The sequence below is a fragment of the Accumulibacter sp. genome (assembly GCF_036625275.1).
Classification (GTDB): Bacteria; Pseudomonadota; Gammaproteobacteria; order Burkholderiales; family Rhodocyclaceae; genus Accumulibacter.
Window position 1 is genome coordinate 1 of the sequence record NZ_JAZKUD010000054.1, and the last position, 26,752, is coordinate 26,752.

Annotated in this window: 17 protein-coding genes and 1 pseudogene; 6 read left to right on the forward strand and 12 right to left on the reverse strand. The window is 63.5% G+C overall.

The window, feature by feature from the left end; translation table 11 throughout:
- The 5 genes from V5B39_RS15225 to V5B39_RS15245 all read right to left on the reverse strand — a co-directional run.
- A partial coding sequence (locus V5B39_RS15225) for a type I restriction-modification system subunit M N-terminal domain-containing protein (RefSeq protein ID WP_332343718.1) occupies nt 1-270 on the reverse strand: 270 nt, incomplete at its 3' end.
- A gap of 19 nt (nt 271-289) precedes the next feature.
- Nucleotides 290-625: a hypothetical protein gene (locus V5B39_RS15230; RefSeq protein ID WP_332343719.1), complete on the reverse strand. Its 336-nt coding sequence runs from the start codon at nt 623-625 to the stop codon at nt 290-292.
- A 25-nt stretch (nt 626-650) separates the two neighbouring features.
- Nucleotides 651-3,311: a bifunctional acetate--CoA ligase family protein/GNAT family N-acetyltransferase gene (locus V5B39_RS15235; protein WP_332343720.1), complete on the reverse strand. Its 2,661-nt coding sequence runs from the start codon at nt 3,309-3,311 to the stop codon at nt 651-653.
- Nucleotides 3,312-3,620: 309 nt separating this feature from the next.
- Nucleotides 3,621-4,253 (reverse strand): response regulator transcription factor, encoded by a 633-nt coding sequence (locus tag V5B39_RS15240; protein WP_332343721.1) that lies wholly within the window; start codon nt 4,251-4,253, stop codon nt 3,621-3,623.
- A complete protein-coding gene (locus V5B39_RS15245) occupies nt 4,250-5,683 on the reverse strand; it encodes a sensor histidine kinase (RefSeq protein ID WP_332343722.1) in 1,434 nt (477 codons plus the stop codon). The genes V5B39_RS15240 and V5B39_RS15245 overlap by 4 nt, the downstream gene beginning before the upstream one ends.
- A gap of 301 nt (nt 5,684-5,984) precedes the next feature.
- Between V5B39_RS15245 and V5B39_RS15250 the strand changes: the two genes are divergently transcribed.
- Nucleotides 5,985-7,076: a sodium ion-translocating decarboxylase subunit beta gene (locus V5B39_RS15250; RefSeq protein WP_332343734.1), complete on the forward strand. Its 1,092-nt coding sequence runs from the start codon at nt 5,985-5,987 to the stop codon at nt 7,074-7,076.
- Between the two features lie 45 nt (nt 7,077-7,121).
- Nucleotides 7,122-7,481: a hypothetical protein gene (locus V5B39_RS15255; RefSeq protein WP_332343723.1), complete on the forward strand. Its 360-nt coding sequence runs from the start codon at nt 7,122-7,124 to the stop codon at nt 7,479-7,481.
- A 9-nt stretch (nt 7,482-7,490) separates the two neighbouring features.
- On the opposite strand, the pseudogene V5B39_RS15260 reads toward V5B39_RS15255, so the two are convergent.
- The 7 genes and pseudogenes from V5B39_RS15260 to V5B39_RS15290 form a co-directional block, all read right to left on the reverse strand.
- Nucleotides 7,491-7,679: pseudogene (locus V5B39_RS15260) on the reverse strand (type II toxin-antitoxin system HicA family toxin); the annotation flags it as partial.
- A gap of 127 nt (nt 7,680-7,806) precedes the next feature.
- Entirely contained in the window at nt 7,807-8,940 is a 1,134-nt protein-coding gene (locus tag V5B39_RS15265; protein ID WP_332343724.1) for a DUF1513 domain-containing protein, read from the reverse strand.
- Nucleotides 8,941-8,957: 17 nt separating this feature from the next.
- On the reverse strand, nt 8,958-11,165 hold the full coding sequence (locus V5B39_RS15270) for a TonB-dependent receptor (RefSeq protein WP_332343725.1): 2,208 nt from the start codon (nt 11,163-11,165) through the stop codon (nt 8,958-8,960).
- Between the two features lie 177 nt (nt 11,166-11,342).
- Nucleotides 11,343-11,765, reverse strand: a complete 423-nt coding sequence (locus V5B39_RS15275; RefSeq protein WP_332343726.1) for an ExbD/TolR family protein — start codon at nt 11,763-11,765, stop codon at nt 11,343-11,345.
- Between the two features lie 12 nt (nt 11,766-11,777).
- Nucleotides 11,778-12,593, reverse strand: coding sequence for a MotA/TolQ/ExbB proton channel family protein (locus tag V5B39_RS15280; protein ID WP_332343727.1), 816 nt, complete (start codon nt 12,591-12,593; stop codon nt 11,778-11,780).
- Nucleotides 12,594-12,602: 9 nt separating this feature from the next.
- Nucleotides 12,603-13,274 (reverse strand): energy transducer TonB, encoded by a 672-nt coding sequence (locus V5B39_RS15285; RefSeq protein ID WP_332343728.1) that lies wholly within the window; start codon nt 13,272-13,274, stop codon nt 12,603-12,605.
- A gap of 139 nt (nt 13,275-13,413) precedes the next feature.
- Nucleotides 13,414-13,599 carry a hemin uptake protein HemP gene (locus tag V5B39_RS15290; RefSeq protein ID WP_332343729.1) on the reverse strand — a complete coding sequence of 62 codons (186 nt, stop codon included), beginning with the start codon at nt 13,597-13,599 and terminating at the stop codon, nt 13,414-13,416.
- Between the two features lie 408 nt (nt 13,600-14,007).
- On the opposite strand from V5B39_RS15290, the gene V5B39_RS15295 reads away from it, so the two are divergent.
- The 4 genes from V5B39_RS15295 to V5B39_RS15310 all read left to right on the forward strand — a co-directional run.
- Nucleotides 14,008-16,128, forward strand: a complete 2,121-nt coding sequence (locus V5B39_RS15295; protein WP_332343730.1) for a peptidase domain-containing ABC transporter — start codon at nt 14,008-14,010, stop codon at nt 16,126-16,128.
- Nucleotides 16,129-16,297: 169 nt separating this feature from the next.
- Nucleotides 16,298-16,543 carry a hypothetical protein gene (locus tag V5B39_RS15300; protein ID WP_332343731.1) on the forward strand — a complete coding sequence of 82 codons (246 nt, stop codon included), beginning with the start codon at nt 16,298-16,300 and terminating at the stop codon, nt 16,541-16,543.
- Nucleotides 16,540-17,385: a hypothetical protein gene (locus V5B39_RS15305; protein WP_332343732.1), complete on the forward strand. Its 846-nt coding sequence runs from the start codon at nt 16,540-16,542 to the stop codon at nt 17,383-17,385. The genes V5B39_RS15300 and V5B39_RS15305 overlap by 4 nt, the downstream gene beginning before the upstream one ends.
- Nucleotides 17,386-17,388: 3 nt before the next feature.
- A partial coding sequence (locus V5B39_RS15310) for a calcium-binding protein (RefSeq protein WP_332343733.1) occupies nt 17,389-26,752 on the forward strand: 9,364 nt, incomplete at its 3' end.

Here is a 26,752-nt window from a genome sequence, read left to right on the forward strand (position 1 = left end):
GTAGCGCGACTGCGGCGGCACCCAGAAGGAGCCTTCCTTCTTGTACCAGCGCGAGTTCTCCGCCGACAGCCGTGCCTCCGCCTCGGCCTTGCCGCCTTCCATTTCGAAGCGGATCACCTCCTCGCGGCGCTGGTCGAAGACGTCGGAGCAGCGCTTGAGGAACAGCATCCCGAAGATGTATTCCTTGAACTCGGAGGCGTCCATCTTGCCGCGCAGGATGTCGGCAGCTTTGAAGAGATGGCGCTCTAGTTGGGGCAGGGTCAGGGGCATCGGTGGTCTTCTTGGTTCTTCATTCACCTTCCCGGTTCAGCGGTTCCAGGTAGGCGGTGTATTCGTAGATGCGGTTGCGCTTCATGCCGGTTACTTCGCGCAGCAAGCCCAACTCGATCATCGCGTCGAGCATTTTACCCACAGTGAGCGGGCTCTGGCCGGTGACGGCACCGAGCCTGCAGGCGCACCCGCTGCAGCATCTCGTAATGGTCTCGAACTGGACGTGCAATAGCGCCGCCTTGATCAGCGCCGAGTGACGGATCGGCTGGTGGTCGTTGAGGAATGGTTCATCAGCGTTTCGCCGCCATTGGTCGGTGCAGCGGGCTGGCAGGATGACCGCGAGTCTCTCGGGCACGTTTTGCGATCGTTGCCCGGGCGTTTCATCGCTTCTCGTGCGGATTCAACGACAGGCTCAGATCCAGCGTACCGCGATCCGCTCCGGTGGTCACGGTGAAACCGAGGCTCCGTGCGAGACGCTGCATGCGCAGGTTGCCGTCCAGGGTCTCGCCGCGCAATTCGGCGATGCCGCGGCTTCGGCAGTAGCCGAGCAGGCATTGCAGCAACCGCTTGCCAAGTCCCTGGCCTTTGATTGCCGAAGCGACCACGATGGCAAAGTCCGCGAACGTACTGCCGGGATTGGCCACGGCCCGCACCTCACCCAGCGCATGCTCGGCGCCCTCGTTTCCACGCTCGATGGCGACCAGGGCCATCTCGCGGTCGTAGTCGATCTGGGAAAAGCGGGCCAGACGGGCGCGCGGCAGGCTCTTGATCGAGTTGAAAAAGCGCATCCGGGAATCTTCGGGGGCCAGCGAATTGAGCAGTTCGCCGAGCAGGCTTTCATCCTCCGGTCGAATCGGCCGGATCAGGAGCCGGCGACCCTGCCAATCCACGTGCTGTTCAAGTTCCTTCGGATAGGGAGCAAGCGCGAAGCGGCGATGGCCGCGCCTGCCTGCGGTCTGCTCGACGCCGATGCGCGCGCCCAGCACGACGACTCCCGAAGCCTCGGCGTGCAGTGGGTCGAGATCGATGTCAGTCACCTCATCGAGGTCGGTGAGCAGTTGCGAAAGACGAACCAGGGCATTGCTCACGGCGGCTTGCAGTGCCGGCCGATCGTCTTCCGGGAGTTCCTCGGCGAAACCGCTGCGGGTCACCAGATCACTGGCCAGTACCAGGTTGAGTGGCGGCAAGGCAACCACCAGGCGGCCGCCACGAAAACCCGTGGTCGACGGGCCAAGAAAAATCACCGAACCGAACACCGGATCGTCGGCAACGCCCAGACGCAGTGCGGGCGCTCCACTGCGGGCCGCACCCGGTCGCAGCCGGTAAGCCTCGACGCGGCTGCCAGACTGCTGGGTGCGTACACGGCGGCGAAGGTCGCGCGCCGCGATGCGGATCTCTGCCGGCGACCGCAGACCGGAAGCGCTCTCCGGAAACTCTGCTCCGCCGGCAAGCAGCAGGGCGAGATCAACCGGATAGCCGAGCGCATCGGCGCAGGCAATCGCCTCGTCGATACTGCCCGCCAGAGGATGCTCGCCAACGGCCAGACCGTAGGCCTGCAACAGTCGTCGTGCCTGGCGTACCGATAGCGGGCCCGCACCCGCCGCCATCGCTTCGCCGAGGGCGCTGCGGGCGGCTGCCACGTCCGGTGAGAAACCCTCTGCGAGCGATGGCGGCATCTGCATCAGCAAGCGGCGATTGCGCCGGTAGCTGACGACGCCGAGAAAGACCGTGATCGCCATTTCCGGCGACTCATGGCTCAACACGCCTTGCGCCGCCACAATCTTTTGCGCCTCCAGCATGGCGGCACCGCCTACCCAACAGGTAAAGACGTTGCGCTCGTTTTTGCGGGATACCTCGCAGATCGCCGCGGCGACTTCAGCACTGGGAGCAAACGGCGAAGGTGAAAAAACGGTCAGGACATTCTCGGTATGCTCGTCGGCCAGTACGATGGCCAGTGCAGCTCCCCAGTGAGTCGCCGTGATGTCCGCCGGCAGCGCCAACGGATTCGAGAGCCTTGAACGCGTTTGCAACAGTTCTTCGAGACGCTTGAGGGTAGCCGGCGACAGCCTGCCGAGCTGGCCGCCGGAACGTGTCAGCCGGTCGCCGGCAATCCGTCCCAGGCCATGACCGTTGGCCAGGATGGTCAGACTCTCGCCGTGCAAGCGGCGCACCCGTGCCATCGCCTCGACGGCGGCGAACAGGTCCCCGAGTGTATCGATGCGCACCCAGCCTGCACGGCGCAGGGCTGCTTCGTAAACATCGTCAGCGGTGAATGGTCCGTTGCCCTGCGGTCTGCCCTGCAGCGGGCTGCCGCGAATGGTCACCACCGGCTTGTTGCGTGCGGCGGCACGCGCCGCCGACATGAACTTGCGCCCGGCCGTCACCTCGTCGAACTGCACCAGGATCGACTGGGTGTCGGGGTCTGCCGCCAGCCAGTCGAGCACGTCGGCAAGGTCGACATCGAGGCTGGCACCCAGGTGGAGCACCGTCGAGAAACCGATTCCCTTGCTGTAGGCGCGATCGAGCACGGCCGCCGTGACGGCGGTCGACTGCGCGACCAGGGCGATCTTCCCCGGCTTGATCGAAACCGGGGTCGCACTGGCATTGAGCCCTCTGGCCGGTACCACGAGACCACCGCTGCCCGGTCCGAGAACGCGCATCAGGTAGGGCTGGGCGGCTTCGAGAATGGCCTTGCGCGCGGTCGCGATCGTCCCATGGCTCATCTTGTGCCACATCCACGGGCCGACGATCGCCGCACGGGTACCGCGCGCGCCGAGTTGAGCGATGATCGAAGGTACCTGCTCCAGTGAAGCGCAAATGATTGCCAGATCGGGCACCCCGTCGAGGTCGCCGAGGCGGACCTCGTCACCCATGAAGAACAGGGCGCGTTTCCTGGCGCTGACCGACATGACCGGACCGCTGAATCCGCCGGCCGCGAGATTGGCCAGCACCACTTCGGCGTAGCGACTCGGTTCGTCAGGCTCGGCGATCACCGCCACCGAGGTGGGACGAAAGAGGAATTCAAGGTTTCGGACAGTCATGATTTCCTGCGATGGAGGTCGTCCCGATGTTCGCCGAACACCTCGGCCACGAGAGCGTCAAGCCCGGTCAGGACAGGTTCGATGGCCAGCCAGTGATCCGCGCTCCTCATCGGGTTGTCGGTGGGTGTACCAGACTGCCCCCCTCAAGCTGATGAAGTAAGCGAATCCAGCTTGCTGGACATCCCTTCGGCGGGCAGCTTAGGCGATTTCCGTGAATAGAGATACCGCCTGCCGACGATTGGGTGCGAATGAAAGTGTTGGTCGAAGTCCCTTTTCCACTACAGGAAAGAACTCATCGCGCTACAGGCCCTAGTCGCCGTTCGTCATGAACAGCCGGAACAATTCGGCAAGCGAGCCGATGTGCAACTTTTCCCGAATACGACTGCGATGAAATTCGACCGTTTTGACGCTGACGCAGAGATTCTCGGCGATGGCGCGCGTCTGCCGGCCCTTGAGGATGTATTCGAGTACCTCGCGCTCGCGGACTGACAGCAGCGCCAGGCGCTCCGCCAGGTCCGGTGGCGAATGCAAGGGGGCAGTGATGCCGCAGCGCTGCTCGGCATCGGCGCGTAGCGCATGGCAGGCTGCCAGCACCAGGCGCTGCCCGTCGTGCGGCTTTTCGATGAAGTCGAATGCGCCCTTTTTCAGCGCGCGCACCGCCATCGGGATGTCGCCGTGCCCGGTGAGAAAAACGATCGGGATGCGGCAGCGCCGCTTGTAGAGCTCGTCCTGCAGATCGAGGCCGCTCATCACCGGCATGCGGATGTCGAGGATCAGACAGCCCGAGCTCTCCCGGTTGAAGCGCTTGAGGAAGGCCCGCGCCGAGTGGAAGAGCTGCACTTGCAGGCCGGCCGTGCGCAACAGCATTCCCAGCGAGTCGCGCACCGCCTCGTCATCGTCGATCACGAATACCGTCTGTTCGATTGCCGGCTTGTCGCTCACGCATCCTCCGCGGCGATCGTGAAGTGGAAAATCGTGCCGCCGCCTGGATTCGGGTCATGCCACAGGCGCCCGCCGTGCGCTTCGACCACCGATCGGCAGATCGACAGGCCGAGCCCGAGCCCTTCCGGCTTGGTGGATCGAAATGGCGTATACAGATACTTGTCGATGGCTGCGGGAATTCCTTCACCCTGATCGCTGATCGACACGATGATCGCTCCGGCGGGCTGCCATCCGGTCGAGACAGTCAGACGGCGACGCGGCTGGGCAAGCGGCCGCATCGCTTCGACCGCGTTCTCGAGCAGATTCACCACCACCTGCTCGAGCAGGAAACGATCGGCAAGTATCGGCGGCAGGTGCTCGGCCAGCATCATGGTGACGACGACGCAGTGGTCCTCGATGCGCGCTTCCATCAGCTCGATCGCCTCGCGAACGATGGCGTTCAGTTCGCACAATACCGGCTGGGGGTGTTTGCTGCGCACGAAGTCGCGCATCCGCGTGACGATGTTGCCGGCGCGTATGGCCTGGCCGCGTGACTTCTCGAGCGCGTGCGCCAGTTCCGCACGTTCCATCGTTTTGCTTGCCAACAGGCGCAGGCAGGCGTCGTTGTAGCTGGCGATCGCCATCAGCGGCTGGTTGATCTCGTGTGCCAGTACGGAAGTGGCTTCGGCGAGCGCGGAAAGGCGCGACGTACGGTACATCATGTCCCGGTTCTCGCGCCGCAGAAACTGCGCGTGGCGCCGGTCCGAGATGTCGGTGACGACGATCAGGGTCACTGCGCTGGTGTCCTGCCAGGGTATCGCGCCGAATTGCACGAGATACCAGCGGCCGCTCGCCGGGTCGCGCCGTTCTTCGGATCTGAAGCCGTGGGATGCGGGCAGCACGCTGCGCCGATGATCGCCATCGCCGCCAGTGAGGTATTGCGGCAGGTCGGCAGCGCACAGTCCATTCGGCTCTGCGCCGATCATCTCCGCCAAGCGTCGGTTAGCGTACAGGATTCGTCCGCTGTGCGCGTCCATCACATAGACCGCCGCGTGCATTTCGTCGAGCACGCGCACGAAACGCTCGTCGGCGCGCTGCAGCGCCAGGCGCAGCCGGGTCAGCAGGATGACGAAGACGATGAAGACCACCACCATCACGAGGCCGTCCCAATAGAACAGCTCTGGCCGCGCGTAGCCGTGCGATGAGCTGAAGCTGAGCAGCCAGCACAGGCAGGCGGCAGCGGCGATCGATAGCCCCGCATGGTGTCCTGCACTCCAGGTGGCAAGCATGATCGGCAACAGGTAAAGGCTGCCGAGTCGCAGCTCGTAGCCGCTGAGGTAGTCGAGAACACCGATCAATGCGGTGAGTAGCAGCGCCAACGCGACCCACCTGCCGGCGCCTGCAGGAGCGATCCAGACGCCGCCCGGCAATCCCTGCTGGATGAAGGTCATCGGGCGATCCATGGTGACCGCTGCGAGATGCTGGGTATCACTGCTTGAGACCGGTCGGTTGATGGGTAAATCATGGGCAAGACGGGCGGCAAGATCTAGTGCCAACCCTAGTTAGGACGCTCATTGGTGACACTTATACTCCAACTCTTCCCCGTTGGCGATTCCCGGCGCGGCGGTGAGTGGCAGGACATCCTGCCGTTTTTCCCGGATACAGGAGGTGGCAGTGGATCAAATCCCGGTTTTTCTCCAGGCTTTGCTCGATCAGACCGGAGCTGTGCATTTCTCGTTCGGCAACCTGGTGATGGTCATCATCGGTTGTACGATGATCTATCTGGCAATCACCAGGCATTACGAACCGCTGCTGCTGATCGGCATCGGCTTCTCGTGTATCGTCGCCAACGTTCCCGGTCCGCCAGACGATGTACCCGGTGGACAGGCGATTTCGGCGCTGCTTTACGTCGTCAAGGAGGGTGGGCTTTTCCACTATGCCTACCAGGGCGTGGCCTTGCTGATCATTCCACCACTGATCTTCCTCGGTGTCGGCGCCATGACCGACTTCGGACCGATGATCGCCAATCCCAGGCTGGTCATTCTCGGCGCCGGCGCGCACCTGGGAATCTTCGTCGCACTGATTCTCGCCAAGCTGCTCGGCTTCAGTCTGGCCGAGGCCGGCGCCATCGGTATCATCGGTGGTGCCGACGGCCCGATGGCGATCTTCGTCACCGTCAAGCTGGCGCCGCATCTACTCGGACCGGTCTCGGTGGCCGCCTATTCGTACATGGCGCTGATGCCGATGATCCAGCCGCCGGTGATGCGCTTGCTGACCACCAAGGCCGAGCGCCAGATCAGCATGGAACAATCGCGCAAGGTGAGCAAGCTGGAGAAGATCGCCTTCCCGATCGTGATCGCGATCATCGTCAATTTGTTTTTCCCGCCAGTCGCACCGCTGATCACCATGCTGATGCTCGGCAATCTGTTCAAGGAAACCGGCGTCGTCGATCGCCTGGCCAAGACCGCCGCGGGTGGCCTGATGAATGTGATCATCATGATCCTGACCGTGGCCATCGGCTCCACCATGGCGGCGGACAAGTTCCTGACGCTGCAGACCCTGGAAATCGTGGGACTCGGTCTGATCGCCTTCCTGTTCGGTACCGGTTCTGGCGTGGTGACGGCGAAGATCATGAACCTGTTCCTGAAGACCAAGATCAACCCGCTGATCGGCTCGGCTGGAATCGCTTCGGTGCCGATTGCGGCGCGCGTCTCGCACATCGTCGCGTACCAGGAGAACCCGAAAAACCTCCTCATCTACCATGCGATGGGTCCGAACCTGGCCGGTGTGTTCGGCACCGCGATTTCCGGCGGCATCATGCTCGCGCTGATCGGTGTCGGCTGAACACGCCATGCTGACCCTGCCTTTTCCACATCGAGGACCGCGAACATGAATTCCCTCATTCCCGACACCCTGCAAGGCGCGCTGCTGCTCAGCCTGATCGACTTCTTTCTGAGCTTCGTGGTGATCTCGTTCATCGGTTTGGTCCTCTCATGGTTCCCGCTGCTCAACCGCGTTGGCACCTGGGTGTCGCACAAGCGCCCGTCCGCCCCCGCGCCTAAAAAGACAGCGCCGGTTCAGGCGCCCGTTGCAGACCAGGAGATTCCGATCGAGGATGTCGTCGCCATCGCTGCCGCGATAGCTGCCATGGTCGGAGATCATCATATTCTGCGCATCGAACCGCACAGCACCGAGTGGAGCACGGCCGGCCGGATCGCGCATCATCACTCGCATCTGCCGAAGCACTGATCTGAATGCTCAACCTTGCTCGAACAGAGACTTGGGCAGGCCTGATTGGCGGATGATCGATTGCAGCGTCCCGATGCGGATTTCGTCGTGCAGCGGGACCGGGACCGTTACGGTGGTGCCTGCTGTCCGCCTCTGCATGACCGCGTGACTGCCACGCTGCCTGATCACTCCGAAACCGTGGTCACCGAGCAGCCGGCACCACTCCCTTCCGGAGAGGACTCAAAGCCGAACCCCCCGCGACCTCAAGCCGGGTCACGAACACCTCATCGTGAAGGCGGGTGGCAATCTCGGAGGCGATAGCCCTGCGCATTCAGCAAAGCAACGATCAGGTCTCGCTGATCAGACTCCAGTGATTGTCCAGCGTCATCGGCTGCGGCCATGGCAGGGCAACGGGTTTGAGCCGCGGGTGACTGCGCACCAGTCCCAGGGCCGTTGCGACGAGGACGCCGCCGGACGATCCGGTCCCCCGCCATGAAGTCAGGGCGTAAGCCTCCTCCATCCTGACCAGCGGCGTCATGCGTTCGCCCGCAGCAGGGTGCCAGAGCTGGGCGAGGCCGACCTGGTTGCTCGACAATACGAAACCGCCGTCCCAGGCGGCCGCGATGTCGCCGGCGTAGCCGATGCCGTCGTTGGCCCGTGTCGGCACGAACAGGCGGTCGCCGTCGAGTACGGCGAGGATCGGGGACTGTGCGCGCTCCTCACGGCGGTCATGCTCGGCCTGGATGGCGATGCCAAGATAGGCCTCATCGTCGACCGGCGAGTGGCTCCACGCGATATGCCGCAGGCTGAGGCGCGGGTCGTCCAGTCGCCACTGGCGCAATCGCTTGCCGCTGGCGGTATCCAGGCGGACGAGCGAGGATTCCATGCGCTGCAGATCATACTTCTGGTCGGTCAGCGTTCTCGGCACGCCGCCGTTGGCGACGATCAACTGGCCAGCGGCGTCGAGCGCGAGCTGGTGCGGATCGATGCCGTGCGTATCCCATTCGTCGAGCTTCTGCAGCGTCCGCCGGTCGCGCACGCCGATGCGGCCACGTCCCTTGCCGTGCTCCGTTTCGGTGGTCAGCAGCACTTCGCCGTTCGCGGCGACGACGGCGTGGCCGCAGAAACGCCGTGTGGACGATTCCTCCAGCGATACCCGCTGCTGCACCTTGCCCTGAGCGTCGCACCGCATTAGCCAGGTGCCGGGACGCGCCGCCACGACCAGCATGCCGCCATCGGCCTCCGGCAGAAGGCCGTGCGGCCGCGACGGCAGTGGCACGGCGTGGCGGATGTCGAGCTTGCGAGTTTCCCAGTCGGCGACCAGGGCGCCGGCGAAGTAGGAATCGCCCGGGTTCGGACCGCGCCAGGCGGCGGCCACGACGGCCTGCCGGGAAGTCGTGGCCAGCGCAATCCCCGGAAGAGCGCTGCCGGCGACGCCGGCAGCAACAGCGGCAATGAACCGTCGGCGATTGGTCGTCATGCCTGCCGCTTCCCTGCTCAAAACTTCAGCTCGCCGGTGAGGATGGCGGCACGTCGCGTACCCGGTACGGTGAAACCGCCGTTGTCGTAGATCGAGTCATAGTAGAGCCGGTCGAACAGATTCTTGATGTTCAGGCGCACGGCCCAGTGCTTCTCTTCATAAGCGACCATGGCATCCCAGCGTTGATAGGCTGCTGCCGTGTTCGGTGTGAACTGTCCGTTGACGAAGGCGCTGCTGACTGCCTGTTGCGGCTGATAAGCGAAGCGTTTGCCCTTGGCCTCGACGCCGCCGCCGATCTTCCAGTGGCCGGTCAACTGGTAGGTTGACCACAGGTTGAAGGTATAAACCGGGGCATTGCGCGCGCGCTCGCCGACGAGACGCGGGTCGCCCTGAGTGACGGCGCCGGTCGTGGCGTTCACGTTGGTCGCGGTTTCGAGAATTGTGGCGTTCATCAGCGCCAGGCCGGAGAAGATTTCCCAGCGATCGCTCAGGCGACCGGCTAACTCGACCTCGAAACCATCGGTACGGCGCTTCCTGGTCAGGATGGCGGCCGTGGATTCGAGGTCGGTATTCCGTTCCCAGGCCTTGTTGGCGCGGTAGAGGGCCGTGCGCAGCGCGAGATCGCCGCCGAACAGCAGCCATTTGGCGCCGAGTTCGGTGACCTGACTGCGCTCGGCCGGCATCGGCGCGACCGTCAACTGATAGAGGTCGGCCGTCGGACTGAAGGAATCGCTCCAGGCGAGATAGTAATGCGCTTCTTCCTGCGGCTGCCAGGACAACGCGGCGCGCGTGCTCCATTCGCCGTACTTCAGGTTTGGCGAGGTGGTGCTGGAATATTTGGCATCCATCTCGTCACGGCGCAGGCCGACGGTGGCCTGCCAGTGCGGGATGAATTCGATGCTGTCCTGCACGTAGATCGCGTAGGAGTCGCTGGTGAATTTCGTCGGGGTGCCGGTCAGCGCTTCCTGGTAGGGATGGAACAGCGGCGGGTTGGCATGGGTCGTGCCGCCGAAGTTCTGCAGGCCGTGGCGGAAGCTGTCCTCCTTCAGATATTCCATGCCGGCCAGGAATTCGTGGCCGATGCCGCCGGTCTTGAAGCGCGTCGAGTAGTCGGACTGCAGCGTCACCGTTTCGTAATGGGACGAGCGTGTGACGTTGCCGCCGTTGACGCCGTTGGCGCTCGGCGGCAGGGTCAGGTTCGGCGTTTTTGCCCAGTAGCTGCGCTGATAGTCGGCAACACGGACCTGCGTGCGCAGCATCGATTCGGGGTCGAAGAGATATTCGTTGACCAGTGTCGTGATTGACGTGTCGCTGTCGTCGAAGGTCTTGTCGGTGCCCCAGTAGGCCCGCGACGGGAAGCGTTCGTTCGGGCGGCGCGTGACGCCGTCGAAGGAAATGCCGTAGTCGGGGTTGTCGCGGGTCTTCAGGTAATAGTGGTTGAGCCAGAAGCGGTTGTGCGAAGTCTGGTTGAGCGCGAGGCTGATCGCAGCACCCTGGCGGTGCACTTCCGGCTCGTCGCCGTTGGCGAGATTCTCACGCCAGCTTCCCTCGTCGCGATTCATCAGGTTCACGCGCAGGCCGACATCGGCGCTGAAGCGCTTGTTCAGGTCGGCGGTCAGCTCGCGGTAGCCGTAGGTGCCGATGCTGCCGGTCAGCTTGTATTGGTCCATCAGCAGGGGAGTCTTGCTCACCTGGTTGATGACACCGCCGGCCTGGCCGCGGCCGAAGAGCATCGAACCGGCGCCGCGCAGCACGTCGATCTGCTCGTAGTTGAAGGTCTCGCGGTTGTATTGAGCCGTGTCGCGGATGCCATCGAGATATATGTCGCCGAAGGTATAGAAGCCGCGCAGGTTCATGTTGTCGCCCGAGCGGCCGCCCTCGGCGGCGTTGAAAGTGATCCCGGAGACGTTGCGCATCGCCTCGCGCAGCGAGCCGACCTGCTGTTCTTCCAGCAGCGCACTGGTCACCGTGGTGATCGCCTGCGGAATCCTTTGCGGGTCCTGTTCCACCTTGCCGACGCGCGTGCGCGTGGCAAGGTAGCCGTCGGGCTGGCGCTCGGCGGTGTCGGTGACGACGACCGGTGCCATCGTCTGTTCGCCGGCGGTTTGCGCGCCGGCCCCGAAGGAGAGCGCCATCAGTGCGGCCAGTGGCAGCCGGCGGGGCAGGGAAGGGGTCGGTGCGCAGGCGCGCGGGCAGGTGGTCTGGCGCAAGGCGTCAGCAGGCATACAAATCTCCGTGAGGTAAGGGTTTGTGGCTGGCTGAACGGCATCGCGTCTGGCTGGCTGGTCAATGGAATGGGTGTTGCCTTGTTTCTTTATGAGGAAGTCGCGTCAGCGACTCACGAGTGATGCTCAAAGGGGCCTGAAAAAGTCATGAGTGTCTGGATCAGCGCATTTGCGCGGTCACCGCGCGCCTGACGGATCGGTAATGAACCCGATGCGCAAGACGCCGAGTCTGGCGGCGTCCGACATGACCTGCGCCACTTTCTCGTACGGCGTCGTGCGCTCGGCGCGGATGTGCATTTCCGGCTGCGGTTGCAGGGCGCTGATGGCCTTCAGTCGTTCGGCAAGCCCGGCGGTATCGACCGGCTCGCCGTTCCAGAACACCTGGCTGCTGGCATCGATGGCGAGCTGTACGTTTTCCGGCCTGGTCTGGTTGACCGAGGACGACGCTTTCGGCAGGTCGACCTTGACCGCATGCGTGAGCAGGGGGGCCGTGACGATGAAGATGATCAGCAGGACGAGCATCACGTCGATCAGTGGCACCATGTTGATTTCGGTCAGCGGCGCGTCGTCGTCGCCGGATTCCATGCTGGCGAAGGCCATGTTCTGTCCTCCTCAGCGAACGGCCAGACCGGGGTGGGTCGGCTGACGTTCTGCTCCGGCAGCGACGCCCTGCGCGCGCGCCATGGCGATCACCTTCTCGCTCGTCGCGCGGGCATCGGTCAGCATCGGTGAGGTCTTGACACCGGTGGCGAGGAAGGCAAACACGTCGTAGGCGAAGGAGTTGAGCTGCGACAGCGTACGGCGATTCTCGCGGGCGAAATGGTTGTAGGCGACGGCGGCCGGGATGGCCACGGCAAGGCCGATGCCGGTCATGATCAGTGCTTCACCGACCGGGCCGGCGACCTTGTCGAGCGTGCCCTGTCCGGACATGCCGATGGCGATCAGCGCATGGTAGATGCCCCAGACCGTGCCGAAGAGACCGACGAAGGGCGCGGACGAGGCGACCGTGGCGAGGAAGGTTTGGCCGAATTCGAGGCCCGCCTTGTCTTCGTCGATGGCACGCTTCAGCGCACGGGTGAGCAGGTCTTCCGGGTTGCCGGCGTTGACCAGGTTGACGGTGCCGCACTCGCCACCGCGCTTGCAGCGGTTGTGCTGCTCGATGGCGGTGAAACCGTGGTGTACCAGATGCGCGAAGGGTTCGGTCGTGCCCTTCTCGCGGATGCGGGCGGCAACGGCTTCGAGGTTGGGTGCGTCCCAGAATGCGGTGAGAAATTCGGCACTGCGGCGGCGCATGCGCAGCCCGCGGATGCCCTTGGTGGCGATCAGGTACCAGGTGCCGATCGACGCAATCAGCATCAGGCAGAGCACGATGCGGGCGACGAGGTCGGTGTGGGCGAGGAAGTGGGCAAAGCCCAGTGGGTTTTCCATGACGGCCTTTCAGTTCTTCAGGTGGAATGTGATGGGGACCAGAACCCACGCGGCAAGGGCTTCCTCGCCCCGTTTGGCAGGAACGAACCGCCAGTGCCAGACGGCGTCCAGTGCCGCCTGGTCGAGACGTGGGGAGCCGCTCGATTTCCTGACTTCAATTTGCGACGGTCGGCCGCTGGTCTCGACATGAACCCGCAGCACGACCTGTCCTTCTTCGCCCATGCGCCGAGAAAGGGGAGGGTAGGCGGGTGCGGGATTGGAGAGGTAGTCGGCGGCGAAGCGGGGCTGGCTGATGGTGGCCGGGGCTGGCGGGGCGGGTAGGTCTGGCAGGGTGGGTGGAGGTGGGTCCCTGACGATCGTCGTTTCTGAAAAGGCGGCCGGCGAACGGGTCTGTGCGGCCAGTGTCTGCTGTGGCACAGGGGTCGTCTGGCGTCGCGGCTTTGCTTCGACGGGTGTCGGTTTCGGCGGCTTCGGCGGTGCAGGCGTCTTGGTGACGGGCAACTCCGGGCGGAGGATATCAACCATCAGTGTGCTGACGCTCTGCGGCATCGGCACGATAGCCATCATGGTGAGCAGGACGAGAATGCCGGCATGGATCGCGACGATCACGACCACGGCGCACAAGGACAGCCTGGGCGCGTATGTGGCGTATGGATTGGCGGCGTGAGTGATGGTATTCATCTTTTTTGGCGGCACCTTCTGCCCAATCCGTCCGGTGCGCAAAAAAAGACCTGTGGCTGGCGGACCCGGCGGGGTTTGCTGGCTGGCGGGAACGAGCGAAAGAGGTGGCAGTCGATCGCTACGGAGAGAGACAGGATGCTTACTTGGTCAGGATCAGCTTGTTGTCCTTGGTGACGCGTAGCGTGTAGCGCTGCCCGCCATGGGCGATCTCGACCGTCTTCTGGCCGCGGAGAATCTGGCTGCTGTTCAGGCTCGACGGGAGATCCGGCTGTGTCGGCAAGTGCGGCGAATCCGGGGTCGGGGTCGTTGCGGGCTCCGTAGTCATGGCGTGGGTTGTACAACACGAGTTAGAATGAGAATTGTTCTCATTTTATAGAAATCGGTCGGAGCGTCAAGCGATTTCTCGCTCCGCCGGATTGCCGCTTCCCAGTATTCCCGAAGACCGGCCCTTGCCGAGAAACAGGCAAGGCGCACAACGACACCGAGGAGAATTCGGTGAACCAGCTTCTTGGCGAAGTCCTAGGAATGATCCCGGAAGGGGTCTGTTGACTGATGTTCAAATGAACAGTAGAGTGGCCCGCATCCTGACGGTCATGATTTTCCCAGGCACCCCTGCTCATGAAAGTCATCACCGTTTCCCTCTCCCCCGGCCCCTCCACCACGAGGGAGAGGAGAGATTCATGAGTCGCTGACGCGACTTTCACATGAAGGGCGGAACGGAAGCATAACAATCATGTCTCGACTGGAGGGGGTGAGGCACGAGGACGTCATCTGGCTTTTGGGCAGCCTCAGCGCACTGTACCGCCTGCCGTTCGAGGCGGGTCTGATCGAGCAGGAGTTTCCGCCGCCGTACACCCTCGCCACCCTGCACGAAGCAGCACGCGCGCTCGGCTTCCGGACCGGCGTCGTCGCGCAGGCAGACGTCGATTGGCAGAAGCTGCCGCTGCCGGCCATTGCGTTTCTGCAGACTGCGGCTGTCCCGGAAGGGCCACCGCCGGCCTGTCACCCGGTTCTGATCGTAAACACCGATGGCCAGTCGCTGCTCTGCTTCGCAGCCGGCAAGCAAACTCCCGAAACACTGCCGATTGCCGAAGCGCCTCGGCGCCTCGAAGCCGAAGTCATTCTGCTGACCAGAAACGCCACCGCCGGCCACCAGGAAACGGCCGACCCGCATGATCTCATCTGCGCGCGCAAGCCCTTCGGTTTTGGCTGGTTCGTTCCCGAACTCGTCAAGCACAGGTCGATCTGGCGCGACGTGTTGCTCGCCAGTCTGGCGATCCAGTTCGTCGGCCTGGCAACGCCTCTGTTCACCCAGGTGATCATCGACAAGGTGGTCGTCCATCAGACGCACGGCACGCTGATCGTACTGGGTGTCGCACTGCTGATGTTCATGCTCTTTTTTTGCAGCATGACGTGGTTGCGCCAGTATCTCATCCTGCATACCGGCAACCGCATCGATGCCGTCCTCGGCGCCCAGGTCTTCCGGCATCTGCTGCAACTGCCACTGCCCTACTTCGAACATCGCCCGACCGGCACGCTGGTCGCGCGCCTGCAGGGGATCGAAACCATCCGCGAGTTCGTCTCGGGCGCGGCCGTCACCCTGATTCTCGATCTTCCCTTTCTGCTCCTGTTTCTGGCGGTGATGTTCGCCTATAGCTGGCAGCTCTCGCTGATCGCCATCATCCTGCTCGGAGCGATCGCCACCATCAGTCTCCTGGTTGCACCGCTGTTCCGCACCAAGCTCAACCGGCAATTCCTGCTCGGCGCCCGCAATCAGGCGTTCCTGACCGAGTACGTTGCGGGCATGGCGACCGTCAAGTCGCTGCAGATGGAACCCGACATCGATCGTCAATATGGCGACTATCTGGCCCAGTACCTTGCTGCCGGCTTCGCGACCCGACAGGTCGGCAATACCTACCACGTGGCGGCCAACGGACTCGAACAGTTGATGACGCTCGCCATCCTGATCGTCGGCGCGCTGCTGGTGATGGAGAACGACGGCTTCACCGTCGGCATGCTGGTCGCCTTCCAGATGTTCGCCAGCCGCATGAGCCAGCCTCTGCTGCGAATCGTCGGTCTGTGGCAGGAGTTCCAGCAAGCCAGCATCGCCGTCAAGCGGCTCGGCGACATTCTCGACATGCCGCGCGAGCCGCACACGCTGGTTCCGCATCGCCAGAAGCTCGATGAAGGCCTGCTGACCATCGACAAGCTCGCTTTCCGCTACTCCGGACAGCACCCCTGGCTGTTCAGAAATCTCGACCTGGTTTTCACACCGGGTCGGCTGACCGTCGTCACCGGTCCCTCGGGCTGCGGCAAGAGCACGCTGGCGAAACTGCTGCTCGGCTTCTATCAGCCGTTGGAAGGTTACATCGCGCTTGACGGCAAGGACATCCGTCATCTTGCCGCCAACGAACTGAGGGCGACTTTCGGAGTGGTACCGCAGGAGACCGTGCTGTTCTCTGGCACGCTCTACGACAATCTGCGCATGGCGCACCCGCATGCCGGATTCGAGGAGATCGTCGCTGCCTGCAAGGCCGCCGAGATCCACGAAGTCATCGAACGGTTGCCGAAAGGCTATCAGACCGAGATTGGCGAACGCGGCACCGGGCTTTCCGGCGGACAGCGGCAGCGCATCGCCATTGCCCGGGCACTGCTCAAGCGCCCGCGCATCCTGATTTTCGACGAAGCCGTGTCCAACCTCGACCCGCAAACGGCCGGACACCTTGCGTCAACCATCAACCAGCTGAAGGGGAGGGTGACGATGATCTTCATCACCCACCAGGTACCGGCCGGCCTGCAGGTCGATGAGGTATTCACTTTTCAGGTCACACCGGGCGCAGTTTCGGTCAAATAAAGCGCTGGCAATGAGGGCGCGTGTCGACACGGAACGGCGTCCGGCGCACCGGAGGGCGACAGCCGCAGTGGCTGCGTTCCCGTCCGGCATCGCGCTTGATGCCTTGACTTTTTTCTGATACTGGACTTAAGTACAGATGCCGAAACCGCCCAAGACCATGAGGCACGCCATGAACCCGTTCGCTGCGCTTTCCGGCCGTTCCGTCAGTTTCGGTAGTTCCGTCGATTTCCAGGCAGCGATTCTGGCGCCTGGGAAGCTGCTGAACTTCGATGGGTCCAGCCCAAACGGCGAAGCCGACATCTTTAGCTTTCTCCGGGGAGGAAAGCTGGCAGGGTTCGTGATCGGGAAAATGCCGGCCACCAAATCCGGCACGCTCCTCGCTGCGGCCAATCGCCATGATGGGATCGCTGCATGAACCCGCGTGCGCTCCTCGCGCTGATCGTCGCACTCGTGGCCTGCCTGACCGGCTGTTTCTCGCCCAACGCCGCGCAAGAAGCCGCCGCAGCCGCCCGCCGCAGTCGTCTGCAAACGGCCGAGGCGATGTTTCAGGAACGCTGCAAGAAAGCGGGCGTCACCATCCATCGCACGGCCGAGAACGTGGAAGGGGTGTTTCTCATGAAGCTGCGGTCGGGCAAGATCAACTTTGGCGAGCAGTTCCTGCTCGATGACCCGTATGGGCGAGATTTGGGTGGCGACGGGTATATCGTCAGTTTCCTGCGCGGCAGTTTTCAGGCAAATACGAGCGGCACACCTCCGCTCGGCTTTCCGCCGCGTGTCGGCTATCTCTACGTCGAGGCGATTGATCCCAAGGATGGGAAGCGGTATCGCTATACCGGGTCTGTGAAGGCCGTTGGGCGCAAGGATGTCACGGCGGAGAATGTGCGTCGCGAGCTCGCAGCAAACCCTGCTTACGACCTCAACATCTACGCTTACGTCCTCGATAAAGTTCTCGCCCCTGGCCCAGCCCCTCGCTACGGCGTCACCTACGACGACCTCTCGACGCGCGAAGAACGCGAGTACTGGATCGCCGGCAGTTCGCTGCGCGTGATCGACCTCAAGACCAATGAAGTGATGGCCGAACGTATCGGCTACATGATGGATCGTGCCCAGGGCTCCGGTGCCGGCGGGCGGTCGCCCTGGCTTTTCGCTGCCGATCATGCTTGCCCGAGTTTCGGCACCCAGCATGGGTCTGGCCGACAGCCTCGCCAAGCGCAAGACTTCGCCGAAAAGGTCCTCAAACCGAAATTGGAGAACTGAAATATGCCTGCTCCGACGATTGCTGACTACCTCAAGTATGCGAGCCTCCAGATGGCGGCTGAGGCATTCATTCGAGACGAAGAAACCAACATCCTCAGGGATTCCAATGAGGATCTCACTGACGCCCTTAAAGAAGGCAACAAGCACACCTCCCGCTTCCCCGAATCCGAAGCCAGGAAATTTGCCGATCCCGTTGACGGCTGGACGGTTCTTGATCAGCGCGCCAACACTCCCACCGGCTTCTCCGGCACGCTGTTCAAGAACAACAAAACCGATGAACTCGTCCTGAGCTTCCGCTCAACCGAATTCATCGACGACGTCGTTCGCGACAACGAAGCGACGAACGTCAAGGAGATCAAGGACACCGGTTGGGCGTGGGGACAGATTGCCGACATGGAAACCTGGTACGACGAACTGCGCCGCGATCCGGGCAAACTCCAGGGCAAAACGTTCTCGGTCACCGGTTACAGCCTCGGCGGACATCTGGCCACCGCCTTTCACCTCCTGCACCCGGACGACGTCCAGGAAGTCGTCACCTTTAATGGCGCCGGCGTCGGCAAGGTGAAGAGCGGGGGGCTTCCCGACGGCCTGCGGGCGGCGCTCGATACCTTCAACGATCTGCGCAGCGACCCCGAACAGATGGCCCTCGCCCTCTCTTCCGCGTCGCCGGCGATCGCCACGCTCTATCGCGAGGTGCGCAGCCATCTCGCCGACGGCAGTTGGACGGTGGCGCAGGCGTCCGACGCGATCCGCAACAGCACGCTGACCGGTGATCTGATCAGTGACCCCGAACGTGCAGCCTTCGCCCAGGAGAAAAGGCGCCTGCAAACCGCGCTCGAAGAGATCACCAAGTTGCAGGCGGATATCGTACGCGTTGCCGGGCTCATCGCCGGCGGCGAAGGAGCGGGAGCGGCAAGCTCTCCGAAAGCGGTCCTGGCCGAAGAGATTCTGGCGCTCGACCTCGACTACCGGCTGGCGGTCTCGTTTGCCGCCGAACGGAGCGGGTCGGCCAGCCTCCTCGGTGGTGTCGTGCGCAGTATCGGCAACAAGGTTTACGGGGAGCCCCGGTTCGCCAACCAGTACGACCTCGTCGGGCGGGAAACGACCACCCCGGAATGGTCGGCCGTGGCGCATTCGCTATGGCACCACGGGGTGCCTGTGACTTTGTTCATCGAGGATCAGCCGTTCGCGCGCGGCAATGCTCTTTCCGAAGTCACCCGGGAGTCGCTCAAGGCGCGCGACTTCAAGGGTCTGGTCAACCACTACGCGGTCAACGACTTCGGCGACAACCACAGCCTGGTGCTGATCATCGACTCGCTGAATGTCCAGAACGCCCTGTTGCAACTGGTTCCCGAAACGCAGCGCGCCACCGCTACGGCGGCCCTCGACACGGTCTTGCGCCAAGCCTCCTGGCACCGGGCCGAAAGCAAAGGCGGCACGCAGGGCAAGGCCGAGGGGGATGTCCTCGAGACCGTCGTCAATGCCCTCGCCGACCTGCTGCTCGGCCCGCAGCCGCACGCGCAGCGCCTGCAAGGCAGCCTCGACGGCAACACCTTCGCGAAGACCGACAACACCGGTCGCTACACCGGCCGCGATGCGCTCTACGCCAGGCTCGACACCCTGACCGGCAGCCCAGCCTACCGTGCTCTTGCCGGCCAGTTGACGCTGAAGGGGGTCGATGCCGACATCGAACGCGCAGCGCGCAGCGACTTCGCCGCCTTCGCCGCGCTGTACACCCTGAGCCCCTTTGTGCTGTCGTCCGGCGATCCGGAAATTCTGAAAGCCGCCTTGAGTCGCGATTGGAGCGACCTCTATGCCGACTGGGAAGCCGACCAGGCCGCCCTTGCGATCGGCGCAGACCCGCTTTCGCTCAGGATCAGTGACGCCTGGTTGCACGACCGCGCCGATTTCAGGCAACGCCTTCTGTGGTTCAACGCCAATAACAAAAACCCGGAGCAAGTGACCCTCGACCCGGAAAAGGACAATCATCATTATCAGACGGACAGCACTTATTTCGAAGATTCCTTCAGTGCCACCAAGATCGCCCAGGGCTTCCCGTCCGACAGCCCCTTGGCCAGCATCCGGCGCTACACCTTCGGCGACGGCGAGGCCAACACGCTGGCCGGCGGTGGCGTAGACGACCATCTCTACGGCGGCGCCGGCAACGACACCCTCAACGGCAACCACGGTGCCGACTCTCTCGAAGGCAACGCCGATAACGACACGCTCGATGGCGGCGGCGATAACGACACTTTGAACGGGGGGCCCGGCGACGACATCCTGATCGGTGGCGACGGCGAAGACACCTACGTCATCAACCGCGGCGACGGCAATGATCATATCGTCGATACCGGCAGGAACTTCCTCAAGTACAACGGCAAACTGATCGCCGGGCTCTTCGTCCAGAACCCCGATTCGGACACCTACACCTTCGTCGGCGACGAAGGCTTCGTGATCAAGTTTCACTCCCCAGGCGTGCTCACCCTCGACGACCGCACGTCGCTTACCTTCGACCACTACAGCAGCCCGGAGGCCTTTGCCGAAAGCGACTTTGGCATCCGGCTCGCGCAGGCTCCGGACGCGGCCAGGATCACCCGGGAAATCGTCGGTGATCGGCAGATCGTAGACTTCGACCCGGCACTGGACGGCATCCAGCCCCGGTATGACGACCTGCGCAACCCGCTCAGCGATCCCGCAGTCCCTGCCCCTGGGGCAACGGATATCCTGCACAACAGCGCCGGCAACGATCACATGATTCTCGGCGATGGCTTCAATCTGGCGCTGGCGGTTCCGGACGCCGCTGGCCAAAACCAGCCTTTTCTCACGCAACGTACTGGCGACGACTGGATCGTCGGTGGCAAGAAGGTGGATTTCGTGGTCGGCGGAAGCGGGCGCGATACCATCGAAGGCGGTCCTGGGGGGTTCGATCTGCTGGCCGGCGGTGACGCCGACGACATCGTCTTTGCCGACCGAGCCGAGACGCTTGCTCTCCAGGTCAGGGACGCCGGCAACAACGAGTACGGTGACCTCGTCTCGGGTCAGGGCGGCCATGACATCCTGTATGGTTCTCCCAGCACGGATCTCATCTACGGTGGAGCCGGCAATGACTTTCTTGGCGGTTTGGGCGGCGACGACTATCTTCTTGGCGATCAGGATCGTTTTGTCTACGGTGCCTGGAGTGTCCAACGCAACGGATTTAACTTCGTCTTTGACCTCACGGCGATCGACAGTCAATTCCAGGAAGGCCCCACCGGCAGCGGCAACGACACGATGACCGGCGACAAGGGCAACGATGTGGTCTGGGCCGGGGCTGGCAACGACGATGTCGACGGGGGTGACGACAACGACCTCCTGTGGGGCGAGGATGGCAACGACTTCCTGGTAGGCGGTAACGGCGAGGATTTTCTGCAGGGCGGCGCGGATGACGACACCCTCGAAGGCAGCGCTGGTAATGACACCCTGATCGGCGCCGGCGGTCGGGACAAACTGCAGGGGGGCAGCGGCAATGACAAACTGCAGGGCGATGACGCCGACTCGACAGTCGCCGTACAAGGCGACGACAGACTGTATGGGGACGCCGGTGACGACCTTCTGGAGGGATTCGCCGGTAGCGATACCCTTTTCGGTGGTGACGGCGATGACGAACTGTACGGCGACACGGACCTCACGCCTTTGGCCAGCCAGGGCAATGACCTGCTGAACGGTGGCACTGGCGACGACACCCTGCGCGGCTACGCTGGCAACGACACTCTCGAAGGCGGTGGCGATAACGACTCACTGCTCGGCGAGGGCGGTCAGGACTTGCTTTCCGGCGACGCCGGCAGGGATCAACTGACCGGCGGCGATGACAACGATACCCTGACGGGTGGTGCCGACAGAGACTATCTGGAAGGCGGTGGTGGTAACGATACCCTGGTCGGTGGGACCGGTATCGACTACCTGACTGGTGGTGCAGGCGATGACCACTATTTCTTCGCCAGCGGCGACAGCCTGCCCGATGAGTCCGGAATGACCGAGCGAGTCGTCGATCGCGAAGGCAGCAACACCCTCGTCTTCCCCGACGCCACCTCAGCCGAACTGCGCCTTGACAGCTTTGCCGGAACCCTGATCATCGACTACGGCCGCAGCGATCGACTGAGCGTCGTCGACGGCGTCATCGGCAGCGTGCAATACTACCAGTTCGCCTATGGCGAGACGCTGAGCCACAGCGAACTGATCGGTCGCCAGGCCGATGCGCCGATCAGCGAGGATCGTGATGGATCAAGCTTTCGCTTCGGCGGCAAGTACGATGACGACCTGACCACCACCGCCGGCCACGCGACGCTCTCGGGCGGTCGCGGCAACGACCTCCTGCATGGTGACGGCGGTGGCAACACCTATCTCTACAGTCTGGGCGACGGCAGCGACCGGATCATCGACCGCAGCCTGAAGATCGACGCCACCGGCGCGCCGCTGCTCAACACCTTGCGCTTCGGTGCCGGCATCACGCCGGACGACCTCAGGCTGGAGCTGGGCTCGCTCAGGATCAGGGTCGGCAGCGACCCCGACGATACCCTCCACCTCGACGGATTCGATCCCGACGACGCCCTCGGGGTCTCCACTCCCCCGGCGATCGACCGTTTCGAGTTCGCCGGCGGCGCCGTGCTGACTTACCCCGAATTGCTCGCCAAAGGCTTCGACCTCGTCGGTACGGCCGGCAACGACACGCTCAGCGGTACCAGCGTCAGCGACCGTCTCGATGGCGGCGCCGGCAACGACCGTCTGCGCGGCGGCGGCGGTTCCGACACCTACTTCTGGGGAATCGGCAGCGGCCAGGATCACATCGACAACGCCGATGCTTCGACCGGCAAGACCGATACGCTGGCGATCGGCAACGAACTGCTGCCGGGAGATCTGGTTCTCGGGCGCAACGGCGACGACCTGATCGTCAGCGTGCGCGGCACCGACGATCGGCTGACGGTGCTCGGGCACTACGCCGGCGCACCCATCGACGTCATCCGTTTTGCCGACGGCAGGCAATGGCGTGGCCCTGAAATCGACGAGCACCTCGAAAACCGGCTGACCGAGGGTGACGACATCCGCACGGGCACGCCGGGCAACGATACCCTCGATGCCCTCGCTGGCAACGATGTGGTCGATGGCATGGCGGGTGATGACCAGATCGCCGGCGGTTCCGGCAATGACACGTTGCGTGGTGGCGACGGCAAGGATCTGCTCAGCGGTGGCGATGGCGCCGACAGCCTCCATGGCGATGGCGACGATGACAGCCTTGACGGCGGCAGTGGTGCCGACCAGCTCGACGGGGGGCGTGGCGGCGATACCTACTACTTTGGCCACGGCAGCGGCAGCGACCGCATCGTCGACAGCGGCGAAGCGAGCGTAACCGACGTGCTCGTGCTGGCGGCGGACGTGACGCCGGTCGACCTCAAACTCGGTCGCGAGAGCAACGATCTGATCCTCCAGATCATCGGCAGCGGCGACCGGTTGACCGTGGTCGACGCCTTTGCGCCGGGTGCTGGCGCAAAGGCGGTCGAACGGATCGTGTTCTCCGGATCAGCGACGGTCTGGGCGGCCAACGACATTCGTGCGCGACTGCTTGCCGACGCTGCGACAGCCGGCAACGACCTGATTGCCGGCCTGGCGGATACCGCCAATCGCATCTACGGCCTCGACGGCAACGACACGCTGAGTGGTGGGGCGCTCGCGGATCTGCTCGACGGCGGCAACGGCAACGATCTGCTCAACGGTCTGTGGGGGGATGACCTCCTGCTGGGCGGTACCGGTGACGACGCCCTCAATGGGAGTGCCGGGGCCGATACGCTGTCCGGCGGTCCGGGCCAGGACGCATTGGGCGGGGAAACTGGCGGCGATACCTATGTCTTCGCACGGGGTGACGGGTCCGACGTGATCACCGATAGTGATTTCACGCCGGGTCATGTCGATACCCTGCAGTTCTCCGATCTCGGGGCTGCCGATGTCACGGACACCCTGCGCGCCAACAACGACCTGGTGATCCTGCTGGGTGCAGCCGATCGGGTGACCGTCAGGAATCAGTTTCTCGCGGTCGCCAACGAGATCGAGCGCTTCAGCTTCACGGACGGCACCGTCTGGGATGCGGCCAGCGTCCGTGCCGGCCTCACTGCCATCGGTGGCAGTGCGGGCGATGACACGATCACCGGATCGGCCAGCGCTGCCAACCGGATCTACGGTCTGGATGGCCACGACCGCTTGAAGGGAGGCGCCCAGTCGGACCTGCTCGATGGCGGCAATGGCAATGATTTCCTCGATGGCCTGGCCGGGTCCGATACCCTGGTCGGTGGCCTGGGGCACGATATGTTCGTGGTGGATAATGCCGGTGACGTCATCATGGAGAACGTCGGTGAAGGCGGCGATACCGTCGAGGCATCGATTTCCTTCGATCTATCGGTCAAAGGCGCCCATGTCGAGGAACTGATACTGTCGGGAGCGAGTGCGCTTGCCGGTACCGGTAACGCGCTCGACAACAGCATGAGGGGCAATTCGGCAGCGAACGTGCTGCTCGGCGGGGCAGGAAACGACAGTCTCTACGGCGCGAGTGGCAACGATACCCTTGATGGCGGGATCGGCAACGACTATCTGAATGGAGGCGGCGGTGACGGGGACGATACCTATCGCTTCGGTCGAGGCTCGGGTCAGGATCGCCTGGTAGACAACAAGGTGATCACCCGGGATGACGTCGATGTCGTCTGGTTTGGAGAAGGGATCACCCCGCAGGAGATCACGTTTTCCGCGATGAGCAATCACAGTTGGTTGCTGTCGCTGGCGGGAACGTCGGATACCCTGGAGCTGGTCGCGGACGCCGGGTTTAGGTACAGGGACGGACAACCCGTCATTCCCATCAGGAGAATTCAATTCGCCGATGGCCTGCTGGCCAGCCTCTCCGGCTCGCTGGTCGGTACGGCCTCCAACGATGACCTGTACCTGTATGTCAGGCGATTCGGAAGCGGCACGGTGCCGGTCAAGGTCCGGATGGACGGTGGCGCCGGCAACGACACGATGAATGGCGATACCGGCAACGACACGCTGCGTGGCGGTATTGGGAACGACCTCATCTACGGTGACACCTCGGACGCCCGCGGAAACGACGAGATTTACGGCGACGATGGTGATGATACCCTCTGCGGCGGCAGTTCGATCCATGGTCGACAAGGGAGCGATCTGCTCGATGGCGGCACCGGCAATGATGTCCTTTACGGTGCCGGTACGGTGCGTTATGGGCGGGGGTACGGCCAGGATCGCGTCATCCACAGGGCAGACCGCATCGATCTCTTCGATCTTCTGCCAGGAGACGTCAGCCTGCAGTACCGGACCGACGGCCTCTATTTCAATGTCAACGCCAGCGACTGGTTGAAGATTGAAACGACCGAGCGGCGCATCACGGTCGATAGCGTGTCTTTCGCGGATGGTTCGTCGTGGGACCGACGAGCGATCGAGGCGATGGTTGCTGGCCAGGGGAACCTTGCCCCACAGGTCGATGTTCCGCTGGCCCCCGTGCCTGCCGTGAAGGGGCAGGCATTTTCTTACGTGCTTCCCGAGAATGCGTTCCGTGACCCGAACTCTGGTGATTCGCTCAGATGGTCGGTCAGTGGGCCGTACTGGTTCAGCTTTGACCCGGCGACGCGCAGGATCAGCGGGATGCCGGAAAATGTCGGCAGCGCGGCATTGACTGTTGCCGTGAGTGACTCCGGCGGTGCCACGGCCTATCAGTTCCTGGAGGTGAGGGTCAGGGAAACCAATCACGCACCGATCGTGAACAGAGCGATTCCTTCCATGGTCGTCCAGGAAGGGGTGCCAATCAGTCTGAGCATTCCCGCCGATACCTTCATCGACGAAGACGCAGGCGATACCCTGACTTTTGCTGCGACCCTCGCCAGCGGCGGTGCCTTGCCGACATGGTTGGTCTTCGATGCCAGAACGGGCACGATTGGCGGCACGCCGCCGGTGGGCGGACTCGGCGACCTCGGACTTCGCATCGTGGCCAGCGATGGTTTGGGGGCGTCCGCTGCAACGCCACTGACGTTGCGGATCGTCGCCACCACGGGTTCGTCGATTGCCGGGACAGCGGGTAACGATGTGCTCAACGGCCAGTCGGGAAACGACTGGTTGAACGGTGGAACGGGGGCCGATACGATGAGCGGCGGCCAGGGCGATGATACTTATGTCGTCGATGATGCAGGCGATCTCGTCATCGAGAGCTTGAACGAGGGCGTGGATAGTGTTCAGAGTTCGCTCAGCCATACGCTTGCGAACCATGTCGAGCATCTCACGCTGACCGGGAGCGCACCAATAAACGGTACCGGCAACGGACTCAACAACCGGATCACCGGCAACATCGGAAACAACGTCCTGAATGGCGGCCTCGGCGCCGACACGCTGGTCGGCGGTCCCGGTGACGACCACTACACCGTCGATCACGTCGGCGACCAGGTCGTCGAAGCAGCCAACGAAGGTAACGACATCGTCCACAGCCCGATCGACTGGGTCCTCGGCGACCACCTCGAACGGCTCGACCTGACCGGCAGCGATCCGGTCGGCGCGACCGGCAATGACCTCGCCAACATGCTCTACGGGCAGGCCAACAGCGCCGCCAATGTGCTCACCGGCGGTCTCGGCAACGACATCTACCACCTGGGCGCCGGCGACCGCGCGGTCGAGAACGCCGACCAGGGCCACGACAGCGTCTATGGCTACGGCAGCGAGCACACCCTTGCGGCCAACGTCGAGAACCTCTACCTCGCCGTCACCAGCGCCGCCACGCTGACCGGCAACGAACTCGCCAACAGCCTGCGCGGCAACGCCGGCGACGACCTGTTGAGCGGCCAGGCGGGCAACGACACGCTCAACGGCGGCCTCGGCGCCGACACGCTGGTCGGCGGTCCCGGTGACGACCACTACACCGTCGATCACGTCGGCGACCAGGTCGTCGAAGCGGCCGACGAAGGCCACGACATCGTCCACAGCCCGATCGACTGGGTCCTCGGCGACCACCTCGAACGGCTCAACCTGACCGGCAGCGATCCGGTCGGCGCGACCGGCAATGACCTCGCCAACATGCTCTACGGGCAGGCCAACAGCGCCGCCAATGTGCTCGCCGGCGGTCTCGGCAACGACATCTACCACCTGGGCGCCGGCGACCGCGTGCTCGAAAACGCCGACCAGGGCCACGACAGCGTCTATGGCTACGGCAGCGAGCACACCCTCGCGGCCAACGTCGAGAACCTCTACCTCGCCGTCACCAGCGCCGCCACGCTGACCGGCAACGAACTCGCCAACAGCCTGCGCGGCAACGCCGGCGACGACCTGTTGAGCGGCCAGGCGGGCAACGACA